General features: G+C 71.8%; 22 protein-coding genes and 1 tRNA gene. 16 read left to right on the forward strand and 7 right to left on the reverse strand.

Going from position 1 to position 26,604, the window contains the following annotated elements:
* Complete coding sequence (locus J2S43_RS00845) at positions 1-657, reverse strand: DedA family protein (RefSeq protein ID WP_306826531.1); 657 nt, start codon at positions 655-657, stop codon at positions 1-3.
* Between the two features lie 168 nt (positions 658-825).
* Here J2S43_RS00845 and J2S43_RS00850 point away from each other — a divergent pair, with 168 nt between their 5' ends.
* The gene (locus J2S43_RS00850; protein ID WP_306826533.1) at positions 826-1,488 is read left to right on the forward strand and encodes a cutinase family protein; all 663 of its coding nucleotides are present in this window, start codon (positions 826-828) and stop codon (positions 1,486-1,488) included.
* Positions 1,489-1,775: 287 nt separating this feature from the next.
* On the opposite strand, the gene J2S43_RS00855 is transcribed toward J2S43_RS00850, so the two are convergent.
* The 3 genes from J2S43_RS00855 to J2S43_RS00865 form a co-directional block, all read right to left on the reverse strand.
* Positions 1,776-1,882, reverse strand: a tRNA-Phe gene (locus tag J2S43_RS00855).
* 27 nt (positions 1,883-1,909) lie between these two features.
* Positions 1,910-2,644, reverse strand: a complete 735-nt coding sequence (locus tag J2S43_RS00860; protein WP_306826534.1) for a DUF7873 family protein — start codon at positions 2,642-2,644, stop codon at positions 1,910-1,912.
* A gap of 213 nt (positions 2,645-2,857) precedes the next feature.
* Entirely contained in the window at positions 2,858-3,628 is a 771-nt protein-coding gene (locus J2S43_RS00865; RefSeq protein ID WP_306826535.1) for a hypothetical protein, read from the reverse strand.
* A gap of 175 nt (positions 3,629-3,803) precedes the next feature.
* Between J2S43_RS00865 and J2S43_RS00870 the strand changes: the two genes are divergently transcribed.
* The 5 genes from J2S43_RS00870 to J2S43_RS00890 all read left to right on the forward strand — a co-directional run bounded on the left by J2S43_RS00870 (position 3,804) and on the right by J2S43_RS00890 (position 11,100).
* Complete coding sequence (locus J2S43_RS00870) at positions 3,804-6,689, forward strand: glycosyl hydrolase (protein ID WP_306826536.1); 2,886 nt, start codon at positions 3,804-3,806, stop codon at positions 6,687-6,689.
* Between the two features lie 117 nt (positions 6,690-6,806).
* Complete coding sequence (locus J2S43_RS00875) at positions 6,807-7,820, forward strand: LacI family DNA-binding transcriptional regulator (RefSeq protein ID WP_306826537.1); 1,014 nt, start codon at positions 6,807-6,809, stop codon at positions 7,818-7,820.
* Positions 7,821-8,602: 782 nt separating this feature from the next.
* Positions 8,603-9,247, forward strand: coding sequence for a hypothetical protein (locus J2S43_RS00880; protein WP_306826539.1), 645 nt, complete (start codon positions 8,603-8,605; stop codon positions 9,245-9,247).
* Positions 9,248-9,249: 2 nt separating this feature from the next.
* Positions 9,250-9,876: a CG0192-related protein gene (locus J2S43_RS00885; protein ID WP_306826540.1), complete on the forward strand. Its 627-nt coding sequence runs from the start codon at positions 9,250-9,252 to the stop codon at positions 9,874-9,876.
* A gap of 51 nt (positions 9,877-9,927) precedes the next feature.
* Positions 9,928-11,100, forward strand: a complete 1,173-nt coding sequence (locus J2S43_RS00890; RefSeq protein ID WP_306826541.1) for a hypothetical protein — start codon at positions 9,928-9,930, stop codon at positions 11,098-11,100.
* Here J2S43_RS00890 and J2S43_RS00895 read toward each other — a convergent pair.
* Positions 11,051-12,232, reverse strand: coding sequence for a GNAT family N-acetyltransferase (locus tag J2S43_RS00895; RefSeq protein WP_306826542.1), 1,182 nt, complete (start codon positions 12,230-12,232; stop codon positions 11,051-11,053). The genes J2S43_RS00890 and J2S43_RS00895 overlap by 50 nt on opposite strands.
* Positions 12,233-12,309: 77 nt before the next feature.
* On the opposite strand from J2S43_RS00895, the gene J2S43_RS00900 reads away from it, so the two are divergent.
* The 10 genes from J2S43_RS00900 (at position 12,310) to J2S43_RS00945 (ending at position 22,902) form a co-directional block, all read left to right on the forward strand.
* On the forward strand, positions 12,310-13,602 hold the full coding sequence (locus J2S43_RS00900; protein WP_306826543.1) for an FAD-dependent oxidoreductase: 1,293 nt from the start codon (positions 12,310-12,312) through the stop codon (positions 13,600-13,602).
* Between the two features lie 204 nt (positions 13,603-13,806).
* Positions 13,807-14,568 (forward strand): DeoR/GlpR family DNA-binding transcription regulator, encoded by a 762-nt coding sequence (locus J2S43_RS00905; RefSeq protein ID WP_306826544.1) that lies wholly within the window; start codon positions 13,807-13,809, stop codon positions 14,566-14,568.
* Positions 14,565-15,509, forward strand: coding sequence for a 1-phosphofructokinase (gene pfkB, locus J2S43_RS00910; RefSeq protein WP_306826545.1), 945 nt, complete (start codon positions 14,565-14,567; stop codon positions 15,507-15,509). The genes J2S43_RS00905 and pfkB overlap by 4 nt, the downstream gene beginning before the upstream one ends.
* 117 nt (positions 15,510-15,626) lie before the next feature.
* Entirely contained in the window at positions 15,627-16,793 is a 1,167-nt protein-coding gene (gene mtlA, locus J2S43_RS00915; protein WP_306826546.1) for a mannitol-specific PTS transporter subunit IIC, read from the forward strand.
* Between the two features lie 93 nt (positions 16,794-16,886).
* A complete protein-coding gene (locus J2S43_RS00920; RefSeq protein ID WP_306826547.1) occupies positions 16,887-17,195 on the forward strand; it encodes a PTS lactose transporter subunit IIB in 309 nt (102 codons plus the stop codon).
* On the forward strand, positions 17,188-17,628 hold the full coding sequence (locus tag J2S43_RS00925; RefSeq protein ID WP_306826548.1) for a PTS mannitol transporter subunit IIA: 441 nt from the start codon (positions 17,188-17,190) through the stop codon (positions 17,626-17,628). Before J2S43_RS00920 ends, J2S43_RS00925 begins: the two co-directional genes overlap by 8 nt.
* Positions 17,628-18,668, forward strand: a complete 1,041-nt coding sequence (locus J2S43_RS00930; RefSeq protein WP_306826549.1) for a zinc-dependent dehydrogenase — start codon at positions 17,628-17,630, stop codon at positions 18,666-18,668. Before J2S43_RS00925 ends, J2S43_RS00930 begins: the two co-directional genes overlap by 1 nt.
* A 40-nt stretch (positions 18,669-18,708) precedes the next feature.
* On the forward strand, positions 18,709-18,996 hold the full coding sequence (locus J2S43_RS00935; RefSeq protein ID WP_306826550.1) for an HPr family phosphocarrier protein: 288 nt from the start codon (positions 18,709-18,711) through the stop codon (positions 18,994-18,996).
* Positions 18,989-20,623, forward strand: coding sequence for a phosphoenolpyruvate--protein phosphotransferase (ptsP, locus tag J2S43_RS00940; protein WP_306826551.1), 1,635 nt, complete (start codon positions 18,989-18,991; stop codon positions 20,621-20,623). The genes J2S43_RS00935 and ptsP overlap by 8 nt, the downstream gene beginning before the upstream one ends.
* Positions 20,624-20,889: 266 nt before the next feature.
* The gene (locus J2S43_RS00945; protein WP_306826552.1) at positions 20,890-22,902 is read left to right on the forward strand and encodes a sigma-70 family RNA polymerase sigma factor; all 2,013 of its coding nucleotides are present in this window, start codon (positions 20,890-20,892) and stop codon (positions 22,900-22,902) included.
* 55 nt (positions 22,903-22,957) lie between these two features.
* Here J2S43_RS00945 and J2S43_RS00950 read toward each other — a convergent pair whose 3' ends face one another.
* The gene (locus J2S43_RS00950; RefSeq protein ID WP_306826554.1) at positions 22,958-24,013 is read right to left on the reverse strand and encodes an acyltransferase family protein; all 1,056 of its coding nucleotides are present in this window, start codon (positions 24,011-24,013) and stop codon (positions 22,958-22,960) included.
* A gap of 118 nt (positions 24,014-24,131) precedes the next feature.
* Positions 24,132-26,450 carry a putative bifunctional diguanylate cyclase/phosphodiesterase gene (locus J2S43_RS00955; RefSeq protein ID WP_306826555.1) on the reverse strand — a complete coding sequence of 773 codons (2,319 nt, stop codon included), beginning with the start codon at positions 26,448-26,450 and terminating at the stop codon, positions 24,132-24,134.
* Positions 26,451-26,604 lie beyond the last annotated feature (154 nt).

Raw genomic sequence — 26,604 nt, forward strand, 5'->3', positions numbered from 1 at the left:
TCAGATACCTGGGGGAGTAGGGGTCCTGGTCGTGTAGTGCTTCCGGAGGCGGTAGAGCACGAACACGATCGCGATGACGGCGCAGACCGCGAGCACGCCCTTGGAGTAGACGCCGACGGTCTCCTCGACGACCTGCCAGTTCTCGCCGAGCACGTACCCGGCGACGACGAACACGGTGTTCCAGATCAGGCTGCCCAGCGTCGTGTAGAGCAGGAACAGGCCGAAGCTCATCTTCTGGACGCCGGCCGGGATCGAGATGAGGCTGCGGAAGATCGGGATCATGCGCCCGAAGAACACCGCCTTGCCGCCGTGCTTCGCGAACCACGCCTCGGTCCGGTCGATGTCCGACAGCTTGATCAGTGGAAGCCGGTCGGCGACGGCCCGGAGCCGGTTCCGCCCGATCGCCGCGCCCACCCAGTAGAGGATCACGGCACCGATCACGGAGCCGGCGGTCGTCCAGAACAGTGCCGAGCCGAGGCTGAGGTCACCGCGCGACGCGGCGAACCCGGCGAGCGGCAGGATCACCTCGCTGGGCAGCGGCGGGAAGAGGTTCTCCAGCGCGATGAGGAGGCCGGCGCCGGGTGCGCCGAGCGTCTCCATGATCGAGACCGCCCAGCCGGCGATCCCGTCCATCGGCGGTTCGTTGGTTATGGCCATGGTGACTAACCGTATGGACGGCGGGACCGGCCCGGAATGCGGCGGACCGCCCAGTCGACCTGCGGAAAACCACAGGTTCACCCGTTAGGAGTGAACCCGCGCCCGGCTCCGCTCCGTGAATCTTTGTGCACCGGCACTTACATAACTTCCGGTGGATGGGAGATCAGGATGAAGGGCAAGAAGCTGGCCATGGTCCTCGCGGGCGCGCTGGCCGTCGGCGGCGGCGTCATCGCGGCACCGATGGCGTTCGCCGCGACCGCACCGGCGAACGACTGCGCCGACGTCGAGATCATCGGCGCGCGCGGCACCACGGAACGGCCGGGCCTCGGCATCGTGCTGACGCCGCTGGCGCAGCGGATGACCGAAGAACTTCCCCAGACGGTACGGACCACCGCGCTCGACTACCCGGCGAACTTCAACTACGCGGCCAGCGTCCGGGCCGGCGTGACGCAGCTCCAGGAGGACATCGCGGACACCGCGGCCGAGTGCCCGGAGACGCGGTTCGTGCTGATGGGTTACTCCCAGGGCGCGGACGTGGTCGGTGACACGCTCGCCCGGCTCGACGACGACCTGACCGGCAACGTCGCGTCCGTGCTGCTCTTCGGCGACCCCACGTTCACCCGCGGCGAGGACTTCAACGTCACGGACGGCACCCGGCAGGGCGTCTTCCCGCGCGGCGCCGGCGCGCTGGACGGGTTCGCCGACCGCATCCAGTCGTACTGCAACCGCAACGACCGCTTCTGCCAGTCGGGCACCAGCCTGGCCGCGCACATCAACTACGCCGGGTTCCAGGAGGAGGCGATCGCCTTCACCGCCGGCCGAGTCGGATAGACCGAAGATGGCGGAGCCCCGGGTTACCCTACCCGGGGCCCCCACGTTGACCACCCAATTGCGCACGCCAGTGGCGTTTAAGACCGCGGATGAGTTTAAGGCCATCGCGCTCTGCCATTGAGCTACCGCGCCGAGTTGGAGGCGCGAACCGGACTCGAACCGGTATCACGTGGCGTCACTCCGCGACCGTTCGATCTGGCGATCGGTGGCGAATGCTGAGCCTGGAGCGAGAGTCTGATCTTGAAGTGCCGAGGGCTGCCTCTGCCATTGGGCTACCCCGCGGTGGCTGGTCGCGGGGGAAGGACTCGAACCTTCACTGTCACCGTCGAGCGTTTCAGTCTGATCCGTTCAGTCTCAGCTTGTGCGGGTGCCGCATCGGGCACCCCACCCCGCCGCTCCACAGCGGGGAGTCTTGAGAAATCTATCGCGCGAAGAGATAGCCGAAGACGGCCTCCCCGGCCTTCGCGTCCGTCACCTCGAACGTGTTGGCCTGCTCGCGGGCGAACTTCACGGCCTGCTGCAGCCGCTGCACGCGCTCGCGCAGCTCCTTGACCCGGGTCGCGGGCAGCGCGCCGGAGAGCTTCACGGTCGTCCAGTAACCGACCGGCTGGTCCTCGGTGAAGACCTCGACCTGCGCCGGGTGCTCCTTGGTCGCCTCGGCCTTGACGTGGTTGCGCATCACCTTGCGGCTGCGCACCGTCTCCACCGGATCCGACGCGTACGCCCCGATCTCCGGGCTGAACGACCAGCTCTCCGCCGGGTCCAGCACGGGCAGCTTGTCCACGAACGTGTGCAGGTCGGCCAGTTGCTTCTCCAGGAAGAGCAGGTAGGTCACCGGCACGTCGCGCAGCAGCGTGCGGCCGTCGACCACCACGTCGGCCTTGGCCACCGTGTTCGCCGAGTCCTGCGTCAGCACCAGATCGAAGAGCCGGGTCAGCGTCGTCGCGGTCTCGGCCAGCACGTCCTCGGCGGACAGCTGCACGCGGGTCGACTCGGGCGGCAGCTGCTCGCCCTCCTCGTCCTTCGGCCGGTACTTCCGGGAGATGCCGGACAGCAGCGGCGCCTTCTGCGTGTTCCGATGCGCGTCGGTGAAGTCGCGCAGGCTCTGCGCCTTGACTCCCTTGGTGATCGCGATGATCTGGCTGAGCGTGGTCACCCGACGATGATGACGGATGGACGCAACCTCACGCGAGCAATATCGCGCTCGCGGCCAGCACCAGCACCCCCACGCCCGCGATCACCCAGCCCAGCCACCCCGGCATGTCGTATCCCATGACCGCACCCCTCACTCGGACGTTCACCTTCACTCACGTCCAGTGTTCGAGCCCATCCGGTCGCGGACAAGCCGGTCGCCCTCGTGGGTGACCGGTCATCCCCCGAAATATCGGTAGACCGAGTCCGGTGGGGTGACGACCTCGTCCGCGGGTGGCGGCGCGACCGTGAAGGGTTCGCCGAACGCGGAGTAGCGCGTCTCGATCATGGGGGCCTTGCCGGCGGTGATCGAGGGCAGGTCGATCTGCAGGTGGGTGAGGCGGCCGCGTGCGTCCAGGGTGGCCAGGAACGGCACCGCGCGGGCCGCGTCACCGAGGCCGGAGATGTCCGTGGTGCTGAACGACAGGCCGGTGCCGGTGCCGACCTGTCCGAGGTCGAGCGTGCCCCGGTAGCGGCCGTCCGGCAGCCGGCTCGCGTCCGTGATCGCGGCGAGCACCCGGTCGGCGCCGCCCGCGTCGTTGCGGCCGGGTGCGAAGCCGACCTCCTGGCCGCGCGGGATCCGGGCCGGGTCGATGCGCATCCACCGGGCGTCCACGCCCGGGATCGCCACGCCGTCGATCTGCATGAAGACGTCGTCGCCGAGCAGCCGCGTGCGTACCGTCATCGATTGTTCCTCGCCCGTCGCCTGCCGCAGCGCGGACTCGGCGCGCCGGTTCGGCACGTCCATCCGGCTCGTGGTGCGCATCGCGTCGCCGGACGTGACCTCCACCGTGAAGCTCTCGGTCTGCAGATGGTCGTCGGAGCGGGCGAGCGCGGTCATCGCGGCCGCCCGGGCGGGGTCGTCGCTCGCAACCGGCGCGGGCGCCTCCTCGCCGCACCCACCAAGAGCGAGAACCAGAGCAAATCCGGCGACGGTACGGCTGCGCACGTGCGACCCCTCTCGACGACTCCCACCATATCGAAGGAGGCCGATAAATACCGTTGAGAGCGCTCTCTTGACAACAGGCAGAGACGGCCGTCACTCTTACCGCACCCGTGAAAGCGCTCTCAGAGAGCGCGGCACCGGCGCTCCCCGGTCGCCCGCCTCAGGAAGAGGTGCACCCATGCCCGTCCACAGAAGCCGCCGGCGGTCGATAGCCGCCGGTGCCGTCCTCGCGCTCATGTCCGGCCTGCTCACGTTCGCGGTCACCCGCTCCGCGGACGCCGCGGTGGTCGGCGCCGGCAGCTACACCGAGACGCCGCCGGCCGGTGCGGCACTGCCCAGCGGCTGCGGCTCGCTGACCACCAACCCCCGGCAGTACGTGACCGGTAACGCGCCGTCCGGTGCCGTGCCCACCAACGACTGGTGGTCCTCGCTGCTGTTCAAGCGCACCGACTGCGCCTACAGCGAGCCGCTGCACGCGCACCCACTCGCCTACGACACGCTCGCCGGCGGCCTCGGCCTGTCCTACACCACCACGCCGGCGATCAGCGGCACCGCTACCGGCGTCGGCGAGTACCACTACCCCTACGTGCAGGACCTGCAGGTGGGGGTGGCGGGGCTGAACTCGCCGGACGTCAGGGTGGACGGCTGGAGCGACTGGACCGTCACTCCCTACTGGAGCGACGGCACGCGCACGCTCAGGGCCACCATCGGGCACGGTCTGCCGTTCTCCTACTACCAGGTCACCGGCGGCAACGCGCAGCTGACCACCGCGGGCACGCCGGGCGTGTGGTCGAACAGCGGCGGCGTCATCGGCTTCACGGCCGGCGGCAGCGACTACGTGGCGTACGCGCCGTCCGGCGCGACCTGGGCGGTGAGCGGCACGTCGATCACGTCGTCGCTGGCCGGCCGCGGGTACTTCTCCGTCGCGGTGCTGCCGACCACGTCGTCCACCTCGGCGAGCGCGAAGCAGGCCCTCGCGAGCAGCTACGGGACCTACGCGCACGCGCACGTGACCGGCACCCGGATCTCGTACACCTACAGTCCGAGCGGCAACAACGCGCTGAGCACCACGTACGCGTTCACCACCACGGCGCGGGAGGGCAGCGCGAGCGGGACCGTGGTCTCGCTCTACCCGCACCAATGGAAGTACCTGAGCGGGTCGACGCCGATCGCGGACACCTACGTCTCCGCGCGCGGCGCCATGAAGGTGCTCACCGGCGTGTCCAGCTTCCGGACCGCGATGACCTTCCGCGGCGTGCTGCCGGAGATCCCCGGTGTCGCGAACACCGGCGCGGACCTGACCACGCTGAACACCTACCTCAACGCGACGCAGGCGAACCCGGAGGACAACCGCGGGCCGGACACGTACTGGACCGGCAAGGGCCTCGGCCGCGCGGCCCGGATCGCGGAGATCGCGGACCAGGTGGGCAACACGGCCGTGCGCGGCAGCGCGCTCGCCGCGATCAAGTCCCGGCTGACGAACTGGCTGACCGCGTCGTCCGGCGAATCGCAGTCGCTCTTCTACTACAACGCGAACTGGGGCACGCTGATCGGCTACCCCGCGTCGTACGGCTCAGACCAGGAGCTCAACGACCACCACTTCCACTACGGGTACTACGTGGCGGCCGCGGCCACGCTCGCCCGGTTCGACCCGGCGTGGGCGTCGAACGGGCAGTACGGCGGCATGATCGACCTGCTGATCCGGGACGCGAACAACTACGACCGGAACGACACGCGCTTCCCGTACCTCCGTGACTTCGACATCTACGCCGGTCACGACTGGGCGTCCGGGCACGGCTCGTTCGGCTCCGGCAACAACCAGGAGTCCAGCTCAGAGGGGCAGAACTTCGCCAGCGCGCTGATCCAGTGGGGCCAGGTCACCGGCAACACCGCGGTCCGCGACGCAGGCGTGTTCCTCTACACCACGCAGGCGGCCGCGATCCAGGAGTACTGGTTCGACTCGTCGGACACGAACTTCCCGGCCGCGTTCGGGCACAGCACGGTCGGCATGGTCTGGGGCAGCGGCGGTGCGTACGCCACCTGGTTCAGCGCGGAGCCCGAGATGATCCAGGGCATCAACATGCTGCCGATCACCGGCGGGCACCTCTACCTCGGCTACAACCCGTCCTACGTGAACACGAACTACGCGGAACTGGTCCGGAACAACGGCGGCGCGCCGACCGTGTGGCAGGACATCCTCTGGGAGTTCCAGGCGCTCGGCAACCCGGATCAGGCGCTGGCGAACTTCCGGGCGAACAGCGGGTTCACCTCGGAGGAGGGGGAGAGCAAGGCGCACACGTTCCACTGGCTGCGCAACCTGGCCGCGCTCGGCACGGTCGACACGTCCGTCTCCGCGAACCACCCGCTGACCGCGACGTTCGTCAAGAACGGGGCACGCACGTACGTGGCGTCGAACATCAATGCGAACCCCATCACGGTCACCTTCTCCACGGGTACGACGATCACCGTGCCGGCCGGGAGGACCGTGACCACGGGCGCGTGGTCGTGGACCGGTGGCAGCGGCGGGGGCGGCACCCCGCAGCCGACCACGCCCGCTCCGACGACGCCGCCGCCCACCACGCCTCCGCCGGTGGGTGCCGCCAGCCGCTACCTCATCTCCGGCGGCGGGCTCAGCGGCACGGCCGCAGGCGCGGGCACTGTGTCGATCACGTCCGCGGGCGGCGGCAACCACGACGGCACGCCGCGCAACCCGGTCACGTTCACCGCGACCGGCGTCTCCAACACGTACACCGGCGGCAGCACCGCTTTTGATCTGTTCCTGGACGCCGGCACGAACGTCGGCAACGGGACGCAGGTGCGGGTCTCCTACGATCTGACCGGCGACGGCTCGTTCGACCGGGTGGAGACCTACCGCTACTTCGCCACCGACCCGGTCGGCGGCTACGAGCACTACACGCAGGCGGCCGGCCTCGCGTCGGCGTCCGGGACGCTCGGCAACCTGCGCAACGGCACGATCCGGGTCGAGGTGTGGAGCGCGATCGGCAACGGCCCCACCGATCTCGGCGTCGGCAATCAGTCGATCATTCGGCTGCCGTTGTCCTGACATATGTTGACGTCCCGCCCGGCCCGCGCCGGGCGGGACACCGCGTGAGCGCCCGGCCGGTAGGCTGCAGAGGCAGCGCTGAAACGATCTTTCTCACCCTACAGAGCGGGGGCGCACGTGACGGCGGCTCGGGAGCGTCCCACGTTGGAGGCCGTGGCCCGGCGGGCCGGTGTGTCACGGGCGACCGTGTCCCGCGTCGTCAACGGCTCCACCACTGTCGCCGAGGAGATCCAGGAGAAGGTCAGGATCGCCGTCCGGGAGATGGGCTACGTGCCCAACCAGGCGGCCCGCAGCCTGGTCACCCAGCGCACCGACTCGATCGCCCTGATCCTGCCGGAGATGCCCAACCGCGTCTTCTCCGACGACCAGTTCTTCCCCGGCATCATCCGCGGCGTCAGCATGGAGCTCGAGGCCGGCGACCGTCAGCTGGTCCTCATGCTGGCCGGCTCCACCGCAGGTCACAGCCGCGTCGAGCGATACGCCATGGCCGGCCACGTCGACGGCGTCATGTTCGCCTCCATGCACGGCGCCGACCCGCTCCCGGCGGCGCTCTCCGCGCTCGGCATCCCGGTCGTCTGCAGCGGCCGTCCGATGCAGAACCACAGCGGCGTACCGTACGTCGACGTCGACCACATCGCCGGCGTCTCCTCCGCAATGCGCCACCTGCTCGCCTCCGGACGCAAGCGGATCGCCACCATCGCCGGCCCGCAGGACATGATCGCCGGCATCGACCGGCTCACCGCCTACCGCGAGGCCGTCGAGGCCGACGGCCAGCACCCGCGCATCGCCTACGGCGACTTCACCCGCGAGTCCGGCGCCGCCGCCATGCGCACGCTCCTCGACGCCGACCCCGACCTCGACGCGGTCTTCATCGCCTCCGACCTGATGGCCCACGGCGCGCTCCGCACGCTGCGCGCCTCCGGCCGCCGCGTCCCCGACGACGTCGCCGTGATCGGCTTCGACGACATCGAGATCGCCCAGTTCACCGACCCACCCCTGACCACCGTCCGGCAGCCCATCGTCGACCTCGGCCGCCAGATCGCCCGCCAGATGCTCATCATCCTCGCCGGCGAGCCCGTCTCCCCCGCGGTCCTGCTCCCCACAGAACTGATCATCCGCGAGTCCGCCTGAAGCACTCCAGAGTGGATGATCCCGCTTTTCGGCGACGCCGGCTCGGCACGCTGCCGCGGGCATCGGCCGAATGCCGCGCAGCCTTATTTCGATCAGGGAGTCGATCTGCGCTGCGACAGCCTTACTGAGCATTCGTATCAGGGAGGCCTATTCAGCGTCGCCCTCGTCAGGCTGCCCGGCCTGCGGCAACGCGGCGTCGGCTCACCGCGCTGAATAAGCCTCAGGGCCTCGGTGCGCCGACCGGCCGGGCGCTCGCGCCCGGCACTTCGCGGTTTAGCGGCCGCAACCCTCATCTGAACGCCGAGAGCTCACACGTCGAGCCTATTCAGCGGGGCGAGCCGACGCCGCGTCGCCGCAGGCCAGCGCCGTCGGCGCGTAATGTGCTGAACAACCCTCGTGCTCTGATCTCGCCGCTGCGAGAACGAACGACGCGTGACAACTCGGCGCCTTCGCCGGCGTGCGAGGTCCGCGTTCGTGTCGGTCTGGCGTGCGCGGCCCGCGCCCGTGTCGGTCTGGCGTGCGCGGCCCGCGTTCGTGCCGGTCTGGCGCCCACGATGAGGCTCTACGGGCACTCCGCGCCGAAATTTCACCATAAAAATAAAGGCCATTCCGCCTTGCCACCCCAATGCGATCCGGCAGGCCGGCGGCGGTGCCTGAGTGATCAATCAGTGGAGCAAAAGATAGGTCAACTTCGCTAGTTGACCTATCTTTTGCTCCACTGATTGATCACTCAGGGCCGGAGGGTGGCATTGCGTGCGGGCGAGGGCTGCACGCGGGGTGAGATGGCGGGATATTTCGGGTGGGAGGCGCTCCGTCGATGCCGGACGTCGCGGGCGGCAGCGGTCGCGATCGGTGAGCGCCGGCCGCGCCGGGTCGGCGGCGCCGTCACCGCGCTGGAGTGGCCCGGCGCGCAGGTGGCGGCGTGGGCGCACTGGCGGGTGACCGGCGACCCCGGCCTGGCGCTGGCCGTGCTGGGCCGGGCGGTGACCCGCGGTCCGGGCGCGGCCGACCTGGCCCGGCTGGCGGATCTCGGCCCGCTCGCGGCAAGTCGCCGGGACGACGTCCGGGCGTTGCTGGCCGGGCCGGGTGGGTGGAGCCGGGTGGAGGCCGCCCACGCGTGGTGGCGGCTGACCGGCGATCCGGCGCCGGCCGTGCCGGTGCTGCTCGACGCGCTGCGCCCGATCCTGGCCGGCCGGCAGTGCGCGATCGGGGGCGCGGCGATCCGCTGTCTGGGCCGGATCGCCGCACCGGCCGCCGGGCCCGCGCTGGCGGAGATTCTGGCGCGGCCGGCGCGGCTGACCGGTCCCGGCGCGGCTGATCCGGCGTACGCGTACCGGAGCGGGCCGGGTGTGGGCCGGGTGCTGGCGGACGAGGCGCTGGTCACGGACGCGGTCGTGGCGCGGGAACGGATTCTCTCTAGGGTCTAGCCATGGCGATCCTTCACAAGGCGCGACTCGTACCGACGAAGCTCGATCTCTTGGATGTGTGGCTGCCTGGGCGGTCGTGGTATGCCGGTTCGAAGGACCCGGGGGCCGAGCGGGTGGCGGCGTTCCGGTTCGATGATCCGGCGGGGGCGGTGGGCATCGAGACGCTGCTGGTCCGGCATCGGGCGGACGGGGTGGTGCATCAGGTGCCGCTGACCTATCGGGAGGCGCCGCTGGCCGGTGCGGACGATCATCTGCTCGGCACGCTGGAGCACTCGGTGCTGGGCACCCGGTGGGTCTACGACGCGGCCGGTGATCCGGTCTACGCGACCGCGCTGGCGCACGCGATCCTGACCGGCGCGGGCCAGGCGGACGAGATGCTGGAGGGTGTGCGACGGCCCTCGGACTGCCGGGCGCGGGGGACCGGGACGGCGAGTCAGGCGCCGGCGGTGAACACCCGGCCGGTGGCGAAGGACGGTGACCCGACGGTGATCACGGCGGGCGGGCTGACGCTGACGGTCGTGCGCGTGGTGGAGACCTCGGGTGCGGTGCCGTGGTGGGCGGAAGGGCTGGAGCGGCTGGAGGCGGAGACCGGGGGCGTGCCGTTCACGCTCGCGAGCGCGCACATCTGAATATCGACCGTTTAGAATGGCGAGCGGCTCTGACCACTGTGGAGGAGACGCATGGCCCGCTTCGCGCCCGTTCCGGTTCCTCGATGCCACGACGGTCTCGACGCCGGACGGGTCGCGGCGGACGTCGCGGCCTGGGTGTCGTCCGCGCCGATGCGGGCGCTGGTCGCGGCGTTCGGCGGGCGGCTGCCCGAGGGGGCGGCCGGTGAGCTGCTCGACTGGCTGGACGCCTTCTCGGGCGCGCACTGGGACTTCCGCCGGGGCCGGGTGGAGCGTTATGAGGTGCCGCCGCCGGAGTTCGACGAGGCCACCGCCGGCCTGATCATGGACGCGGCCACGGCGCTGCGGCTGGTGACGCCGGCACCGCCGCTGCTGGCCGAGTACGACCATGTGCTGATCCCGGGCGGGCTCGGCCGCGCCTGCCTGCAGCGCACCCATTACACCGCCTTCCTGCTCGGCGCGGCCCCCACGGCCCCGACCGCGACGGCCCCGACCGCGACGGCCCCGAAAGCGGCTCCGGCGGGCCCGAAAGCGGCCCCGAAAGTGGCTCCGGCGGCGGGCCCGAAAGCGGCCCCGAAAGCGGCCCCGAAAGCGGCCCCGAAAGCGGCCCCGGCGGCGGCCCCGAAAGCGGCCCCGGCGGCGGCCCCGAGAGCGGCCCCGGCGGTGACGGCCCCGGAGGTGACCGCGCTGGGCAGTTTCCGGCCGCTGACCGCGGCGGAGCGGGCGCTGCCCGGCCTGGGCGACGCGCGCGACGAGTTGGCCGCCATGCACGCCGGCCTCCGGCGCGCGTTCGGCGTGACCGCGTTCGTGGCGGAGGAGGCCCCGGACGGCGAGCCGAGCGCGGTGCACCACTACGCCCGCACCGGCGACGCCCCCGCGATCCACGTGCTGGCCGCGCCGTCGGGCGACCCGGGCCGGCGCCGGGCGAACACGCCGGACACGTACCGGTTCTGGGCCGAGCGGGTGCACCTGCGCCCGGACGACCGGATCCTGGTCGTGACCTCGCCGATCTACGTGCCGTTCCAGCACTGCGAGGCGATCCGGACGCTCGGCTGCCGGATCGACACCGTGGGTTTCGACGTGACCCGGTCGACCGCGCTGCCACCGGTCGGGCCCACCGCGCCCGACCGGTACCTGCAGGAGATCCGCTCGACGATCCGGTCGATGCGCGCGCTGCTCAGAAGTCCAGGTACACCCACGGTTCCGCGGGCGGGAACAGCGTGCTGAGCGCGTCCTGAGCGGCGACCGGCACCGCGCCGAGCCCGCGTGCCACGATCTCTTCCGGCCCGAGCATGCCGTAGACCAGTCCGGACAGCGCGGCCGCGGTCAGCCGTACCTCGGACGAGGCCGCGGCGGGCTTGACGGAGAGCGCGCCGCCGGCACCGTCCAGTTCCCAGCCGCCGCCGACGTAGTCGTCGTCGACCACGGTGATCGTCACGCGGGCCTCGCCGGCCGGCAGCCCGGCCAGCGCGGGCAGGTCGAGCACGCGGACCATCGGCGGTGCCGGGTGCGGTACCGCCGCGGTGCTGGTGATCGTGCCGGTGAAGTCGGTGCTCCACAGTTCCGGCCGCTCCGACGGCGCCGTGCGCAGCGTGATCTCTCCGACCTGGTCGACGTGCCCGGCCAGGAAGCGCAGGATCAGCGCGCGGGCGACCGGGCTCTCGCACAGCAGCACGCCGCCGGTCAGGTCGCCGCCGTAGTCCGTGATCCGGTACGGCAGCGCGCCGATCACCTCGCCGTCGCGGTGCGCCGTGACCAGCCACTGCTCGTCGTCGTCGCGCGGCTGGTGCCGCCGGTACTCCGGGAACTCGGTGAATCCGTGCCGGCCGTGCAGGAAGCGGTCCTGGAGCGTGAGCACGTCGTCCCAGCCCTCCGCGATCCGGCGGAACCGCACCTCGCCGGGCAGGTCGAGCCGGAGCAGCGAGGCCAGTGCCTCGGGGCGCAGCGTGACGGTCCTCGGCGCGGTCAGCCCCACGTAGCCGAGCCGGGCGTAGAAGCCGGCGCGGAACGGATGCAGCGCGGTGATCAGCCGGCCCTCCTCGCGGCCGCGCCGCAGCAGGTCGTGCATGAGCGTGCGGACGTGCCCGCGGCGCCGGGCGAGCGGGTGGCTGACCACGCCGGCCACGCCCAGCATCGGGTGCACGACGCCGCGCACGTTCTGCCGCATGGGGATGCCGGCGACGCTGGCCACGACCTCGCCGTCCTCCTCCGCGACCAGCGTGGTGTTCTTCAGCCGGAAGCTCATGAATCGGTTGAGTTCCTCGATCCGCTGCGGGGCGAGCGGCGTGGCCTCGAACGCGTAGGCCCGAACCGGCAGGACGCGTGCTGCCTCGTCCTCGGTGATCTGGCGAATCTCCATGGCGACATCCCATCGTGCGCCGTACGTCGCCGCCATCGGTTAATGCGTCTATGGTCAGCAGACATGGAGCTTCGTCCATGAATGCCGTGCGGCGCATCGCGATCGTGGGCGCGGGCCCGGCCGGCATCTACGCCGCGGAGGCGCTGTGCCGCGCCGGCGCGGGGCTGGAGATCGACGTGCTGGACGCGTTGCCGGCGCCGTTCGGGCTGGTGCGCTACGGCGTCGCCCCGGATCAGAAGATCAAGGCGGTGGCCGCGGTGCTCGGCCGGACGCTCGCGCGGCCCGAGGTGCGTTTCCTGGGCAACGTGACGGTCGGCGCGCATCTCACCGTGCCGGAGCTGCGCCGTCTTTACGACGCGGTGCTGGTCACCACGGGTGCGCCGGAGAGCCGGCGGCTGGAGGTGTCGGGTGTGGACCTGCCCGGCAGCCGGCCCGCGGGTGACTTCGTCGCGTGGTACAACGGGCATCCGGACCGACTGCCGGCGATGGATCTCACCGGGACCCGGGTCGCGGTGATCGGCGCCGGCAACGTGGCGCTGGACGTGGTGCGCATGCTGGTCAAGGACCCGGCGGAGCTGGCGCGCACCGACGTGCCCGACGACGTCGTCCCGGTGTTGCGGGCCCACACGGTCGCCGACGTGTTCGTGGTGATCCGCCGTGGCCCGGACGCGGTCCGGTTCACCCCGCCGGAGTTGCGCCACCTCGGCCGGCTCACGGGCGTGGACCTGCTGGTCGACCCGGCGGACGTGGCGGATTCGGAGGCGCCGGGCTCCGCGGTGCACGCGCGCGCGGTGGACATCCTGCGCGACTGGTCCCGGCGGTCGCCGGCCGGTGCGCCGCGCCGGGTGCGGTTCCTGTTCCACCGGCGGCCGGTCGCGATCCTGGGCCGGGACCGGGTCGAGGCGGTGCGGCTGGCGTCGGCGGTGCGCGCGGGCGACGAGGTGACGTTGCCGGTCGACGCGGTGTTCCACGCGCTGGGCTTCCGCGGCGTACCCGTGCCGGGTCTGCCCTTCGACGCGGTGCGCGCGATCGTGCCGAATCACGAGGGCCGGGTGGACGGCGTGACCGGCGTCTACGTGGCCGGCTGGGCCGGGCGGGGCCCGTCCGGCGTGATCGGCGATACGAAGGTGGACGCGGCCCGGGTGGTTCGGACGCTGCTGGACGACCTGCCGGCGCTGCCACCGGCGGCCGACCCGCGCCCGGAGAGCGTATTGGCGCTGCTCACGACCCGCGGCGTCCGCTTCGTCACCTACCCGCAGTGGTGCCGGCTGGACGAGCTGGAGATCGCCCGGGGCCGGGCGCAGGGCCGTGCCCGCGCGAAGATCGCGGACCGCGCCGAGATGTTGGACGCCTGCCGAACCCAGAGATAAAACCACAGACTCAAAAATCCGCGGGTACGACGTGAGACCGGCCACCCGCGGCGGATCCGCGCTGGTGAGCACTGCCCAATATGTCCGACATCACTGGTTCCACAACCCGGAGATGTCAGAGAAGTTACGTAGCGGTGTTGACTTCACACACAGTCGGGCGTAAACAAAAGCAAAGCCAAAACGAAGCGGGGCGGTGGGAACGAGATGTACCCCGAAGAGCGTCAGCAGGAGATCCTGCGGCTCGCTCGCGCCAACGGGCGGGTCGACGTGATGGCGCTCGCCGACGCGCTCAACGTAACGGCTGAGACGATCCGGCGCGACCTCACGGTCCTGGAGCGGGCCGGCGTGCTGCGCCGGGTCCACGGCGGGGCCATCCCGGTCGAGCGGATCGGGTTCGAGCCGGCGCTCGCCACCCGCGACTCCGTCCTGATCAGCGAGAAGGAGCGGATCGCCAAGGCGGCGCTCGCGGAGGTCCCCGCGGAGGGGGCGATCATCCTCGACGCCGGCACCACCACGGCGCGGCTGGCTCAGCTGCTCCCGTCCGACCGGGAGCTGACCGTCGTGGTCAACTCTCCGGTCATCGCCGCTTCGCTGGCTCTCAAGTCCAATCTCAGCGTGCTGCTGCTCGGCGGTCGTCTCCGGGGCAAGACCCTGGCGACCGTCGACGACTGGGCGCTACGTCCTCTCGAGGAGATGTACGTGGACGTCGCCTTCATGGGTACAAACGGGCTCTCCACGGAGCGCGGAATGACGACACCCGACCCGGCCGAGGCCGCGGTCAAGCGCGCGATGATCAACGCGTCCCGCCGCGTGGTCCTGCTCGCCGACCACACCAAGGTGGGCAACGACTACCTGGCCCGCTTCGGGTCGATATCCGACCTCGACCTGCTGATCACGGACAACGGGCTCGACGCGGACCTGGCCGACGAGGTCGAGGCCGCGGGCGTCCGGGTGGTGCGGGCATGATCCTCACGGTCACGCTGAACCCGAGCCTGGACCGGGCCGTGGAGATCGAGACGCTCACCCGCGGCGAGGTGCTTCGCGCCACGAACGCGCACATCGACCCGGGTGGCAAGGGCGTCAACGTCTCCCGCGCGCTGCTGGCCAACGGCGTCGCCTCCACTGCCGTGGTGCCGTGCGGCGGCGAGGAGGGCGCGCAGCTGGTCCGGATGCTGGAGGCGGAGGGCGTCGCGATGGTCGCGGTGCCGATCGCCGGCCGCACCCGCTCCAACATCACGGTGGCCGAGCCGGACGGCACGGTCACGAAGATCAACGAGTCCGGGCCGGTGCTCGCACCGGCGGAGTTCGCCGCGGTCACCGACGCCGTGCTGAGCGCCGCGCGCACCGCGGACTGGGTCGTGCTCTGCGGCAGCCTCCCGCCCGGCCCGTCCGTCGAGGCGTTCGGTGAGCTCTGCGTCCGCCTCGTGGCCGCCGGCGCCCGGCTCGCCGTGGACACCAGCGGCCCGGCGCTCGGCGCCGCGGCCAAGGCCGGTGCCGCGCTGGTCAAGCCGAACCGCGAGGAGCTGGCCGAGGCCGCCGGCTCCGAGCTGCTCACGCTCGGCGACGTCGTCGACGCGGCCAACGAGCTGCGCAAGGCCGGCGCTGGTACGGTCCTGGCCAGCCTCGGCGCGGACGGCGCTGTCCTGATCGAGGACTCAGGCGTGGTCACCGGCAGGTCGCCGGTGAGCGCGCCGCGAAGCACGGTCGGCGCCGGCGACGCGCTGCTGGCCGGGTTCCTGTCCGCGGGCGCGACCGGCGAGGCCGCGCTGGCGGAGGGCCTGGCCTGGGGCGCGGCGGCGGTCCGCCAGCCCGGCAGCCGGATGCCCGGCCCGGCCGACATGGAGCGGGAGACCGTTCACCTCGACGCCCGGCCCGACATGGGCCGGCGGCTTCACCCCCGGGGCTGACCCCCAGCACCATCCAGCCCCAGCCGCTTCACACACAACTGCATCACGGGGAAACGCCTTAACGCATCGCCCCCCGCGCGGCACCGCGCGGTCCCTCCAGAAACGGAGTCCCCCTCCATGAGCACATACACCCCCCAAGCTGAAGGCTCGGGTATACGAGCCACCGTTCAGCGTCTCGGCGGCCACCTGGCCGGCATGGTCATGCCCAACATCGGCGCGTTCATCGCGTGGGGCCTGATCACGGCGCTGTTCATCCCGACGGGCTGGATCCCGAACGAGGACTTCGCCAAGCTCGTCGACCCGATGATCAAGTTCCTGCTGCCGATCCTCATCGGTTACACCGGTGGCCGGATCGTGCACGGGCAGCGCGGTGCCGTCGTCGGCGCCGTCGCGACCATGGGCGTCATCGTCGGCGCGGACATGCCGATGTTCCTCGGCGCGATGATCATCGGCCCGCTGGCCGCCTTCATCATCAAGCTGTTCGACCAGGCGATCGAGGGCAAGGTCCGTCCCGGCTTCGAGATGCTGATCGACAACTTCTCGGCCGGCATCGTCGGTGGCGCGTTCGCGCTGCTGGCGGCGTGGCGCATCGGCCCGGCCACCGAGTGGGTCATGCGGATGCTGGGTAACGGCGTCGACTGGCTCGTCGACCTGGGCGTGCTGCCCGCGGTGTCGATCCTGGTCGAGCCGGCCAAGATCCTGTTCCTGAACAACGCCATCAACCACGGCGTGTTCACCCCGCTCGGTGTCCAGCAGGTCACGGAGAACGGCAAGTCGATCATGTTCATGATCGAGTCGAACCCCGGCCCGGGTCTCGGCCTGCTGCTGGCGTTCTTCTTCTTCGGCCCGAAGCTGCTGCGCCCGTCCACCCCGGCCGCGATGATCATCCACTTCTTCGGCGGCATCCACGAGATCTACTTCCCGTACGTGCTGATGAAGCCGCGCCTGATCCTGGCCATGATCGCGGGCGGCGCGGCCGGCGTTACCACCTTCATGATCACCGGTGCCGGCCTGGTCGCCAGCCCGTCGCCGGGCTCGATCTTCGCCTACGCCGCCGTCACCCCGCGCGGCGCCGGCAACTGGATCGGCATGATCGCCGGCATCCTGATCGCCGCCGCGGTCACGTTCGCGGTCGCCTCCCTGCTGCTCGGCTTCGGCCGGCTGAAGGAGGACCAGGAGGTCGACGACGCCTCGGCCGAGGCGCTCGGCGCCGAGACCGCGGACGACTCGGTCAAGGCGAGCAACCCGGCCGTGGCCCGCACCGCCGAGCCCGGCACTGCCTGACAGCTCACACCGCCGGTCCGCTCCCCGCGACGGAGCATTGGAGCGGGGAGCGGACCGGCGGCTCCCACGAACTTCGATCGGAAGGCTTGACCGATGGCAACCATCAACGGCAGTGACGTCAAGAAGCTCGTCGTGGCCTGCGACGCGGGCATGGGCAGCAGCGTCATGCTCGCCAGCACGCTGCGCAAGCAGCTGAAGAACAACGGCGTGACCGTCGAGCACACCCCGGTGAACTCGATCCCCGCCGACGCCGACCTGGTGGTCTGCCACAGCGGCCTGGCCGCTCGCGCGCGGGCCAGCGCGCCGGACAAGCCGGTCGTGCCGTTCCAGGTCTTCCTGGGCGACCCGGCCGTCACCAAGGTCGTCAAGGCGATCCAGACCGGCGAGGACATCAATGTCTGAGCTGCTGGAGGAGCGGGCCATCCGGCTCGACGCGGTCGCGGCCGACCGGGACGCGGCGATTCGCCTCTGCGGCGAGACGCTGGTCGCGATCGGCGCGGCCGAGGCCGGCTACATCGACACCATGCTGGCCCGTGAGCAGTCCGTCTCCACGTACGTCGGCGAGGGCGTGGCGATCCCGCACGGCACGCTCGGCGGCAAGGAGCTGGTGAACCGGGACGCGCTGGCCGTGCTGCGCTTCCCGGAGGCCGTGGACTGGGACGGCAACCCCGTCTCCGTCTGCGTGGCGATCGCGGCCAAGGGCGACGGGCACGTCGAGCTGCTCTCCGCGCTGGCCGAGATCCTTCTCGACCCGGACCAGGCCCGCGCACTCCGCGAGGCCACCGAAATCGACGATGTGCTCCGGCTCCTGAAGCCGGTTGGAGGGGAACAGTAATGAAGGTCGTGCGTTTCCACGCCCCGGGCGACGTCCGCTTCGAGGACATGCCGGAGCCGGAGGCCGGCCCGGGCGAGGTCAAGATCCGGGTGCGCAACTGTTCCACCTGCGGCACCGACGTCAAGATCTCCAAGTTCGGCCACCACCACATTCACCCGCCCCGGGTGATGGGCCACGAGATCGCCGGCGAGATCGTCGCGCTGGGTGACGGCGTCGAGGGCTGGACCGAGGGCGACCGGGTGCAGGTCATCGCCGCGATCCCGTGCGGGAAGTGCGACGAGTGCAAGCGCGGCCGGATGACCATCTGCCCGAACCAGGAGTCGATGGGCTACCACTACGAGGGCGGCTTCGCGCAGTTCATGGTCGTACCCGCGAAGGTTCTGGCCGTCAATGGTCTGAACCGCATCCCGGAGGGCGTCAGCTTCGCCGAGGCGTCCGTGGCCGAGCCGCTGGCCTGCGTGCTCAACGGCCAGGAGCTGGCCCGCGTGGGCGAGGGCGACGACGTGGTGGTCGTGGGCTCCGGCCCGATCGGCTGCCTGCACGTCCGCCTGGCCAAGGCGCGCGGCGCGGCCCGCGTCTTCCTGATCGACCTGAACCGCGCCCGCCTGGACATGGCCGCCGACCTGGTCAAGCCGGACCTGGCGATCGCCGGCGAGGAGGTCGACGTGGTCCAGGCCGTGCTCGACGCCACCAACGGCCGCGGCGCCGACGTGGTCATCACGGCCGCCGCCTCCGGCGCCGCCCAGGAGCAGGCGCTGCAGATGGTCGCCCGCCAGGGCCGGGTCAGCTTCTTCGGCGGTCTGCCGAAGGACAAGCCGACCGTCACGGTCGACTCCAACCTGGTGCACTACCGCGAGCTGACGATCGTCGGCGCGAACGGCTCCAGCCCGGCGCACAACGCGGAGGCGCTGCGCCTGATCGCCACCGGCGCGGTCCCGGTCGCCGACCTGATCACGCACCGGCTGCCGCTCGACTCGGCGATCGACGCGTTCGGCATCGTCGCGCGCGGCGAGGCCATCAAGGTCACCATTGAGCCCTGACCCGGCCCTGAGCGCCCATCTTCAATTTTAGGAGGCACCGATGCCTACTCGCACCGTTACCGTGGGCTCCGCCAGCGGCCTGCACGCCCGCCCGGCCGCGCTCTTCGTCCAGGCCGCGGCCGCCGCCGCGCCGGTCAAGGTGACGATCCAGGTGGGGGAGAAGCGCGCCGTACCGGCGAACAGCATGCTCTCCGTCCTGTCGCTCGGCGCCAAGAAGGGCACCGAGGTGGTTCTCGCGGCCGAGGGCGACGGCGCGGACGAGGCGCTGGACAGCCTCGCCGAGCTGCTCGCCCGTGACCTCGACGCCGAGGAGCCGGCCAATGGCTGAGCTGACCGGCATCGGGGTCAGCACGGGCCTGGCCGGCGGTCCGCTGCTGCGGATCGCCGCCGTGCCGGCGCTGCCCGAGCCGGCACCGGTCGCGGACACCGCGGCCGAGGTGGAGAAGGCGTTCGCCGCGCTGGCCGAGGTCGTCACGGACCTCGGCCGGCGGGCCGACCGGGCGAAGGAGGCCACGGTCGCGGAGGTGCTGCGCGCCGAGGCGATGATGGCGGACGACCCGATGCTGCGCGAGGCCGTGCAGGAGAGCATCGAGGGCGGTACGGACGCGGTGCACGCGATCGACGCCGCGTTCGCCACCCACCGCGCCGCGTTCGAGGCGGCCGGCGGCTACCTCGCCGAGCGCGTCGCGGACCTGGACGACCTGCGCGACCGGGCCGTCGCGGTCTGCCTCGGCCGGCCGATGCCGGGCGTGCCGCAGCCCGGCCACCCGTACGTGCTGGCCGCCCGTGACCTGGCACCGGCCGACACCGCGGACCTCGACCCGGAGCAGGTCGTCGGCCTGATCACCGCGGACGGCGGGCCGACCAGCCACACCGCGATCCTGGCCCGCGCGCTCGGTCTCCCGGCCGTGGTGTCCTGCAAGGGCATCCTGGACGTCGAGGACGGCACGCTGGTCACGCTGGACGGCACCACCGGCCGCATCGAGACCGGCGTTTCGGACGAAACAGTCGCTTCCGTGAAGGCCCAGGCAGCCGACGCTGCGAAGGCGATCAGTGGTGCCACCGGCCCCGGCCAGACCTCCGACGGGCACGCGGTCGCGCTGCTCGCCAACGTGGGCTCCGGCAAGGACGCCGTCGCGGCCGCCGGTGCCGAGGGCGTGGGCTTGTTCCGCACCGAGCTGCTGTTCCTGGACCGCACCCGCGAACCCGGCCTGGACGAGCAGGTCGCGGCGTACCGGGAGGTCTTCGCCGCGATGGCGGGCCGCCGGGTGGTGATCCGCACGCTGGACGCGGGCGCGGACAAGCCGCTGCCGTTCCTGCACCAGGACGGCGAGCCGAACCCGGCGCTCGGCGTGCGCGGCCTGCGCATCGCCCGTCAGCGCCCGGAGGTGCTCAGCACGCAGCTCGCCGCGATCGCGCAGGCCGCGATCCAGACGGACGCGGACGTGTGGGTGATGGCCCCGATGGTCTCCACCGTGGCCGAGGCCGCCGAGTTCGCGGCCGCGGTGCACGCGGCCGGGCTGCCGAAGGCCGGCGTGATGATCGAGGTGCCGGCCGCCGCCCTGCGGGCCGAGAAGCTGCTCGGCGTGGTCGACTTCCTCAGCATCGGCACGAACGACCTGAGTCAGTACACGTTCGCCGCGGATCGGCAGGTCGGCACGCTCGCCGAGCTGCTCGACCCGTGGCAGCCCGCGCTGCTGCAGCTCATCGCGGCCTGCGGTGAGGCAGGTAAGGCGACCGGCAAGTCCGTCGGCGTCTGCGGCGAGGCCGCGTCCGATCCGGCGCTCGCGCCGGTGCTGGCCGGTCTGGGAATTACCAGCCTGAGCATGTCCGCCCGTGCGCTGCCCGCGGTCCGCGCCTCGCTGGCCGCGCGCACGCTGGCCGAGTGCGAGCGGATCGCCGCCGCCGTGCTCGACGCGGAGGACCCGGCCCAGGCCCGCAAGCTCGCCTCCTAGCACCACCCCCCCAGAAAGGCCCCGCCGTTCCCCACGGCGGGGCCTTTCGCATGGACGGACATCGCCCAGGGGCGGGGTCGGGGCGGCAGCAGGGCCTGGTCGGAGGCCGTCCCCGGGCCGGGGGCGGCCTCCGCGCGAAAATCTCGGCAGGTTCCTGTTATCGGTGCCGGGGTGACCCGTCTCCTATCCGCGCGGCCCTGGTCAGACCCGTCGGGTTGCGTCAGGATGGCCAACCGAGGAGAGGGTGCGGGATGTGGAGTCCAGAGGTGCGTGACCCCAGAGGCCCGGTGGGCGGCGTCGACCCGGCGACCGTGCACGCGGCCCGGGCGGGGAACGCGGCGGCGCTGGACCGCGTGGTCGCGGCATACCTGCCGCTGGTCTACAACATCGTCGGCCGGGCGCTGCAGGGCCACGCCGACGTCGACGACGTGGTGCAGGAGACGATGCTGCGCGTCGTGCACAACCTGCCGGAGCTGCGCGACCCCGCGGCGTTCCGGTCCTGGGTGGTGGCGATCGCGATGCGCCTGGTCCGCGACCGGCACCGCGACCTCACCCGCGGTTACCCGGCGGACGCCACGCCGGACGACGTGGCCGACCCGGGTGCCGACTTCGTCGACCTGACCATCGTCCGGCTCGGCCTCTCCGGCCAGCGGCAGGAGGTCGCGCAGGCCACCCGCTGGCTCGACCCGGACGACCGCGAGCTGCTCGCGCTCTGGTGGCTGGAGGCGGCCGGCGAGCTGGACCGCGAGGACGTCGCGAACGCGCTCGGCCTCACCCGCCAGCACGCCGCGGTCCGCGTGCAGCGGATGAAGGCGCAGCTGGAGGCGGCCCGCGTGGTGGTCCGCGCGTTCCGGGCGCACCCGGCCTGCCCGGATCTCACGCTGCTGGCGATCGGGTGGGACGGCCGCCCGGAGCCGGTCTGGCGCAAGCGCTTCGCCCGGCACACGCGCGAGTGTGAGCAGTGCGCGCGCGCCTGGCACGAGATGGTCGACGCGGAGAAGCTGCTGGCCGGGCTCGCGCTGGTGCCGATCCCGGGTTACCTGCTGGAGCCGTCGCTGCACGCCGCGGCCGCGGCGCACGGTTATGACGCGCAGGGTTACGACGCCGTGCCGCAGCACTTCGACGCGGCGCCGGCCAACGACGTCACCGCGCCGTTGCACGCGGTCGGCGCCGACCCGGGCAGCGCGGCCACGCACGTGCTGGCCCGCCCGGAGATCGCCTCCGCCGGTCAGGCCGGCGCGCACGTCGTACCCGCGAAGGCTGGGTTTGCCGGTCTTCTGGGTCTGAAGCCGATCGCCGCGGCGATCGCGACGGCCGCCGTGCTCACCGCGGGCGGCGTCTTCGCGCTGACCGGCGGCGACGACCCCACGCCCGCCGCCCAGGAACCGCCGCCCGCCGCGGTGCTGCCGGTCGCGTCGGAGAGCGCGAGCCCGAGTCCGTCCCCGTCCGCGTCACCCAGCCCGTCGCCGTCGCCCAGCGCGAGCCCGACACCGGCCGCGACCTCGGCCGCGCCGAAGCCGGCCGTGCCGCCCGCGGCCGTCGAGGCGTCGTCGAAGAAGGGCGTCAGCACCTGGCAGGTCCCCGGCGTCGGGCCGGGCATGACCGCGGTCGGCGCGTCCTGGTACTACACCTGGGGCTCCGGCCCGGACCAGGTCAAGGCGCCGTCCGGCGTCGAGTTCGTGCCGATGATCTGGGGTAGGGACTCGGTCAACGCGGGCACGCTCGCGCAGGCGAAGGCGAACGGCCGGACACTGCTCGGCTTCAACGAGCCGGACCTGGGCGAGCAGGCCAACATGACCGTGGAGCAGGCGCTGGAGCTGTGGCCGCAGCTGCAGGCGACCGGCCTGCGGCTCGGCAGCCCGTCCGTGGCCTACGGCGGCGACACCGAGGGCGGGTGGCTGGACCGCTTCATGAAGGGCGCGAAGGCGAAGGGCTACAAGGTCGACTTCATCACCCTGCACTGGTACGGGTCGGACTTCAGCACGGCCGCGGTCGGCCACCTGGAGGGCTACATCAAGGCCGTCTACGAGCGGTACAGGCTGCCGATCTGGGTCACCGAGTACGGCCTGATCAACTTCTCCGGCTCGCCGAAGTTCCCGAGCGGCGCGCAGCAGGCCGCGTTCATCGACGGGTCCACCGCGATGATGGAGAGCCTGCCCTACGTCGAGCGGTATGCGTGGTTCTCGCTGCCGGTCGATACCGACTTCGGCAACGGCCTCTACGACCCGAGCTCGAAGTCGCTGACGGACGGCGGCCGCGCCTACGCCGAAGCGGGCTGACGCCCATGATCGAGGCGTCCCCCATGTCGTTCCGACGGCTTGGGGGACGCCTCGATCACCGGGTCAGGGCGAGGTCCTCGGCGCGCCTCGGGGGTGCGGGCCAGGGGAGCAGGCGGGGCGGGCGCTTCGCAGCCACGTCCTCGACCCAGCCGAGCGCCAGCACCACCACGGCCAGCAGCGCCAGCGCGATCGCGAACGTGCCCGCCTCCTCGACGACCGTGCCGAAGTTCCACAGCTCCAGCACCTCGTTCGCGGCCAGCGCGGCCGTGATCGCCGGGTTGTGCCACAGGTAGATCGTCACCGCGCGCGCGTTGACCAGCGTGACCAGCCCGTCCAGGAATCGCGTGCGGCCCAGCCAGCCGGTCGGCGGTGCCCAGCGCAGCAGGATCAGCGTGAACCCGGCGGAGAAGATCGCGTAGGCCAGCGGCAGGCCGGAGATGCCGCCCTCGGAGCCCCACCAGAATCCGAGCGCGCCGGCCACGCACGCTGCGGAGATCACGACCGTGGCCAGGCCGGGAAGACGCCGCAGGCCGCCGTCCCGGTGCGCGAAGCCGATCATCCAGGCGGTGGCGAACTGCAGCACGCTGACCAGCGTCCGCTCCGGCGTCTCCGGCAGCGAGACCGGCCCGGCCAGCAGCACCGCGAGCAGGATCAGCGGCGCGGCCAGCGTCGGCAGCGGCGCCCGGCGATAGAGCCAGAGCAGGCCGGGAGAGAGCACCACCAGCCAGAGGTACGTGACCAGGTACCACAGCGGCCCGGCCGCCTCCGCGCCGAACTCGTTGGACGGCGGGTCCGCGAGCGGCAGCACCCAGAGCAGCAGCCGCGCCCACGGCGGGTCGTCCCAGCCGTGCAGCAGCATGGCCGGCACCGCGATCAGGCCGAGCACCCAGAGCGCGGGCAGGAGCCGCCGCAGCCGGCTCACGACCACCGTGTGGTTCCGCGCCGCCCGGTCCAGCGACCGGGCCATCAGCGAGCCGCCCAGCGCGAACATCACGCCCATCGACGGGAAGATCAGCTCCAGCGCGGTGAGCGGGAACATGTGGTACGTGACGACGCGCGCGATGGCGACGGCCCGTAGCAGGTCGAAGTAGCGGTCGCGGGTGGCGGCCATGGCGTCCTCACGCTCGGTGACTGGGCCGCGCAACGGTAGCCGCACCGGACCCGGCCGGGAAAGCCGCCTCATTCGCGTGGGTGGTGCCGATTCCCCCGGTGGGGGACGGCCATCACCCTCAAGAGAAGATCAATTCCCCGGGTACGCCGTTCCGCAGCAACTCCTCGAGATCGGCCGGGGCGAGCGGGCGGGAGAACAGGAAGCCCTGGCCGAACTCGTAGCCGAGCCCGCGTAGCAGCCGCGCCTGCTCCGGCGTCTCGATGCCCTCCGCGACCGCGTTCAGGTCCAGCGCGTTCGCCATCTGCGCGACCGCGGTGGCGACCGCGGCCTGCCGGGTGACCGTGGTGACGCCCTCGACGAACGACCGGTCCAGTTTGAGCGTGGTCATCGGGCAGGTGAGCAGCAGGCCGAGCGAGGACGCGGCGGTGCCGAAGTCGTCCAGCGCCAGCTTCACGCCGATCGCGCGCAACGCGTGCAGTGCCGCGATCGCCTCGTCGTCGGAGAGCACCGCGGTCTCGGTCACCTCGACGGTGAGCAGCTCCGGCGGGTACTCGGAGGTGGCCAGCACGGCCGCGACCTCGTTCACGAAGCCGGGCTCGCGCAGCTGGCGGCCGGCCACGTTGACGTTCATCCCGATGCCGTGCTTCCGCCAGCGCGCGGCCTGCCGTACCGATTCGCGCAGCACGAACCGGCCGAGCGGGACGATCAGGCCGCTCGACTCCGCGATCGGGATGAAGTCCGTGGGGTGCACCTGGCCGCGGACCGGGTGCCGCCAGCGGACCAGCGCCTCGCAGCCGGCGATCTCCCCGGTCTCCAGCCGGATCACCGGCTGGTAGACCAGCTGCAACTGGCCCTCGTCGATCGCCTCGCGGAGCTGGCCGGCCAGCTCCGCGCCGTCCCGGATGCGGACACCCATCTCCCGGGTGTACGCGACCCAGTTGCTCTTGCCCCGGTCCTTCGCCGCGTACATCGCGATGTCCGCGTCGCGCAGCAGCGAGTCCAGATCGTCCTCGGCGTCCGCGGTGGCCAGGCCGATGCTCGCGCGCACGATCAGGTCGTTGTCCTGCACCCGGACCGGGCGGCCGAGCAGCGCGAGGATGCGCTGCGCGGTCCGCTCCCCGTCGTCCGGGCCGGCGTCGCGCAGCAGCACCGCGAACTCGTCGCCACCGAGCCGCGCGACCACGTCCTGCTCGCGCACCGCCGCCCGCAGCCGATCCGCCACGCTGACCAGCAGCGCGTCGCCGGCCGGATGACCGAGCGTGTCGTTGATCGTCTTGAAGTCGTCCAGGTCGATCAGCAGCAGCGCCACGCTGCCCGGGTCGGCCGTGGCCCGCAGCGTCTCGGTCACCTGCTCGCCGAAGTACGTCCGGTTCGCCAGCTGGGTCAGGCCGTCCACGGACGCGGCCTCGCGCAGCCGGGACTCGTGCCGGCGCAGCTCGCCGAGCGTGGTGTCGAGCCGGTTGATCAGCAGCGCGTTGTCGTGGAACGTGATCAGCTGCCGCGCCGCGACCAGCATGGTGATCATGGCGACGCCGGCCACCGCGCCCCAGAGCTGATAGCTCGCGCCGGTCGGCAGCACCACGACCAGCATGCCGAAGGTCAGCGCGACCATGCTGTACGGCAGCAGGCTGTACGGCTTGCGGCGGCGCGGCGTGTTCACGTCCGGATTCTGCCGGGTCTGCAATTCCTGCAGGCGTGGACCGGCCGCGATCAGCAGCGACGGCAGCAGCCGCAGCACCAGGTAGGCCGGGTTGCTCTCCGCCGTCAGCACCTCCGGCGTGATCATGATGCCGGCGCCCTGGACGCAGCCCGCGACCGCCATCGGCCACGCGGCGAGCTTGCTCATCGGCCGCCCGCCGCTCAGGATCAGCTTCACGGCCGCGAACGCGGAGACCATCACGATGCTGGCGGCCACGATCACCGCGATCATCGCGGTGTCCACAGACGCGTCCGTGTCGATCACGAAGCACCAGGTGAGCACCGCGCCGGCGACCAGCACGGTGGCGGAGTCCAGCCAGAGCGCCAGCCGCTCCTTGTACGTGTGCGTGTTCTGCGGATGGAGCAGCATCGCGATCACCACGCCGCCGAGCCCGACCGCGAACAGCGCGCTCTGCGCCGGGCCGCCGTTCAGCGTCCGGGCGTGCGGGTCCAGCGCGCTCACCGCGGACTGGATGGTGTCCGCGACCACGAACATCGAGCCGGCGAACGCGACCACGGCCCAGAAGCGGCGGCGTGGTGCGGAGGTGACCCGGAACATCCGGTACGCGAAGAAGCCGAGCGCGGCGTCCAGCGGCACCTGCGCCAGCCAGAAGGCCTGCACCTGCGCGTCCACGTGACCGGCCAGCGCGTAGAAGCCGGCGGTCGCCAGCAACACGATCCCGGTCATGCCGAGCAGGACCGGATCGCGCCACGGCGTGACGGCGGGGGCCTGACGCACGCGGCCTCCCTCCGTGTCGCAGCCGGGCTGTCGGTTCCCGTATCGACGTAGTGGTGCGGGCTCTTGAGGACAACACCCTGTGATCGGCGTTGCGTCGCGCTCGCGTGGCCGCTATGGTTGTGCTCAGAACGAGATAGACTCACAGCGAGTTCTA

Source organism: Catenuloplanes nepalensis (genome assembly GCF_030811575.1).
GTDB lineage: Bacteria > Actinomycetota > Actinomycetes > Mycobacteriales > Micromonosporaceae > Catenuloplanes > Catenuloplanes nepalensis.

Excerpts from the sequence above, each read along its gene's own strand:
- J2S43_RS00905 (WP_306826544.1), top strand. The coding sequence starts at position 13,807 with ATGTACCCCGAAGAGCGTCAGCAGGAGATCCTGCGGCTCGCTCGCGCC.
- J2S43_RS00895 (WP_306826542.1), bottom strand. The coding sequence starts at position 12,232 with ATGGAGATTCGCCAGATCACCGAGGACGAGGCAGCACGCGTCCTGCCG.
- ptsP (WP_306826551.1), top strand. The coding sequence starts at position 18,989 with ATGGCTGAGCTGACCGGCATCGGGGTCAGCACGGGCCTGGCCGGCGGT.
- J2S43_RS00950 (WP_306826554.1), bottom strand. The coding sequence starts at position 24,013 with ATGGCCGCCACCCGCGACCGCTACTTCGACCTGCTACGGGCCGTCGCC.
- J2S43_RS00935 (WP_306826550.1), top strand. The coding sequence starts at position 18,709 with ATGCCTACTCGCACCGTTACCGTGGGCTCCGCCAGCGGCCTGCACGCC.
- J2S43_RS00845 (WP_306826531.1), bottom strand. The coding sequence starts at position 657 with ATGGCCATAACCAACGAACCGCCGATGGACGGGATCGCCGGCTGGGCG.
- J2S43_RS00925 (WP_306826548.1), top strand. The coding sequence starts at position 17,188 with ATGTCTGAGCTGCTGGAGGAGCGGGCCATCCGGCTCGACGCGGTCGCG.
- J2S43_RS00900 (WP_306826543.1), top strand. The coding sequence starts at position 12,310 with ATGAATGCCGTGCGGCGCATCGCGATCGTGGGCGCGGGCCCGGCCGGC.
- J2S43_RS00930 (WP_306826549.1), top strand. The coding sequence starts at position 17,628 with ATGAAGGTCGTGCGTTTCCACGCCCCGGGCGACGTCCGCTTCGAGGAC.
- pfkB (WP_306826545.1), top strand. The coding sequence starts at position 14,565 with ATGATCCTCACGGTCACGCTGAACCCGAGCCTGGACCGGGCCGTGGAG.
- J2S43_RS00885 (WP_306826540.1), top strand. The coding sequence starts at position 9,250 with ATGGCGATCCTTCACAAGGCGCGACTCGTACCGACGAAGCTCGATCTC.
- J2S43_RS00850 (WP_306826533.1), top strand. The coding sequence starts at position 826 with ATGAAGGGCAAGAAGCTGGCCATGGTCCTCGCGGGCGCGCTGGCCGTC.
- J2S43_RS00890 (WP_306826541.1), top strand. The coding sequence starts at position 9,928 with ATGGCCCGCTTCGCGCCCGTTCCGGTTCCTCGATGCCACGACGGTCTC.
- mtlA (WP_306826546.1), top strand. The coding sequence starts at position 15,627 with ATGAGCACATACACCCCCCAAGCTGAAGGCTCGGGTATACGAGCCACC.
- J2S43_RS00880 (WP_306826539.1), top strand. The coding sequence starts at position 8,603 with ATGGCGGGATATTTCGGGTGGGAGGCGCTCCGTCGATGCCGGACGTCG.
- J2S43_RS00870 (WP_306826536.1), top strand. The coding sequence starts at position 3,804 with ATGCCCGTCCACAGAAGCCGCCGGCGGTCGATAGCCGCCGGTGCCGTC.
- J2S43_RS00920 (WP_306826547.1), top strand. The coding sequence starts at position 16,887 with ATGGCAACCATCAACGGCAGTGACGTCAAGAAGCTCGTCGTGGCCTGC.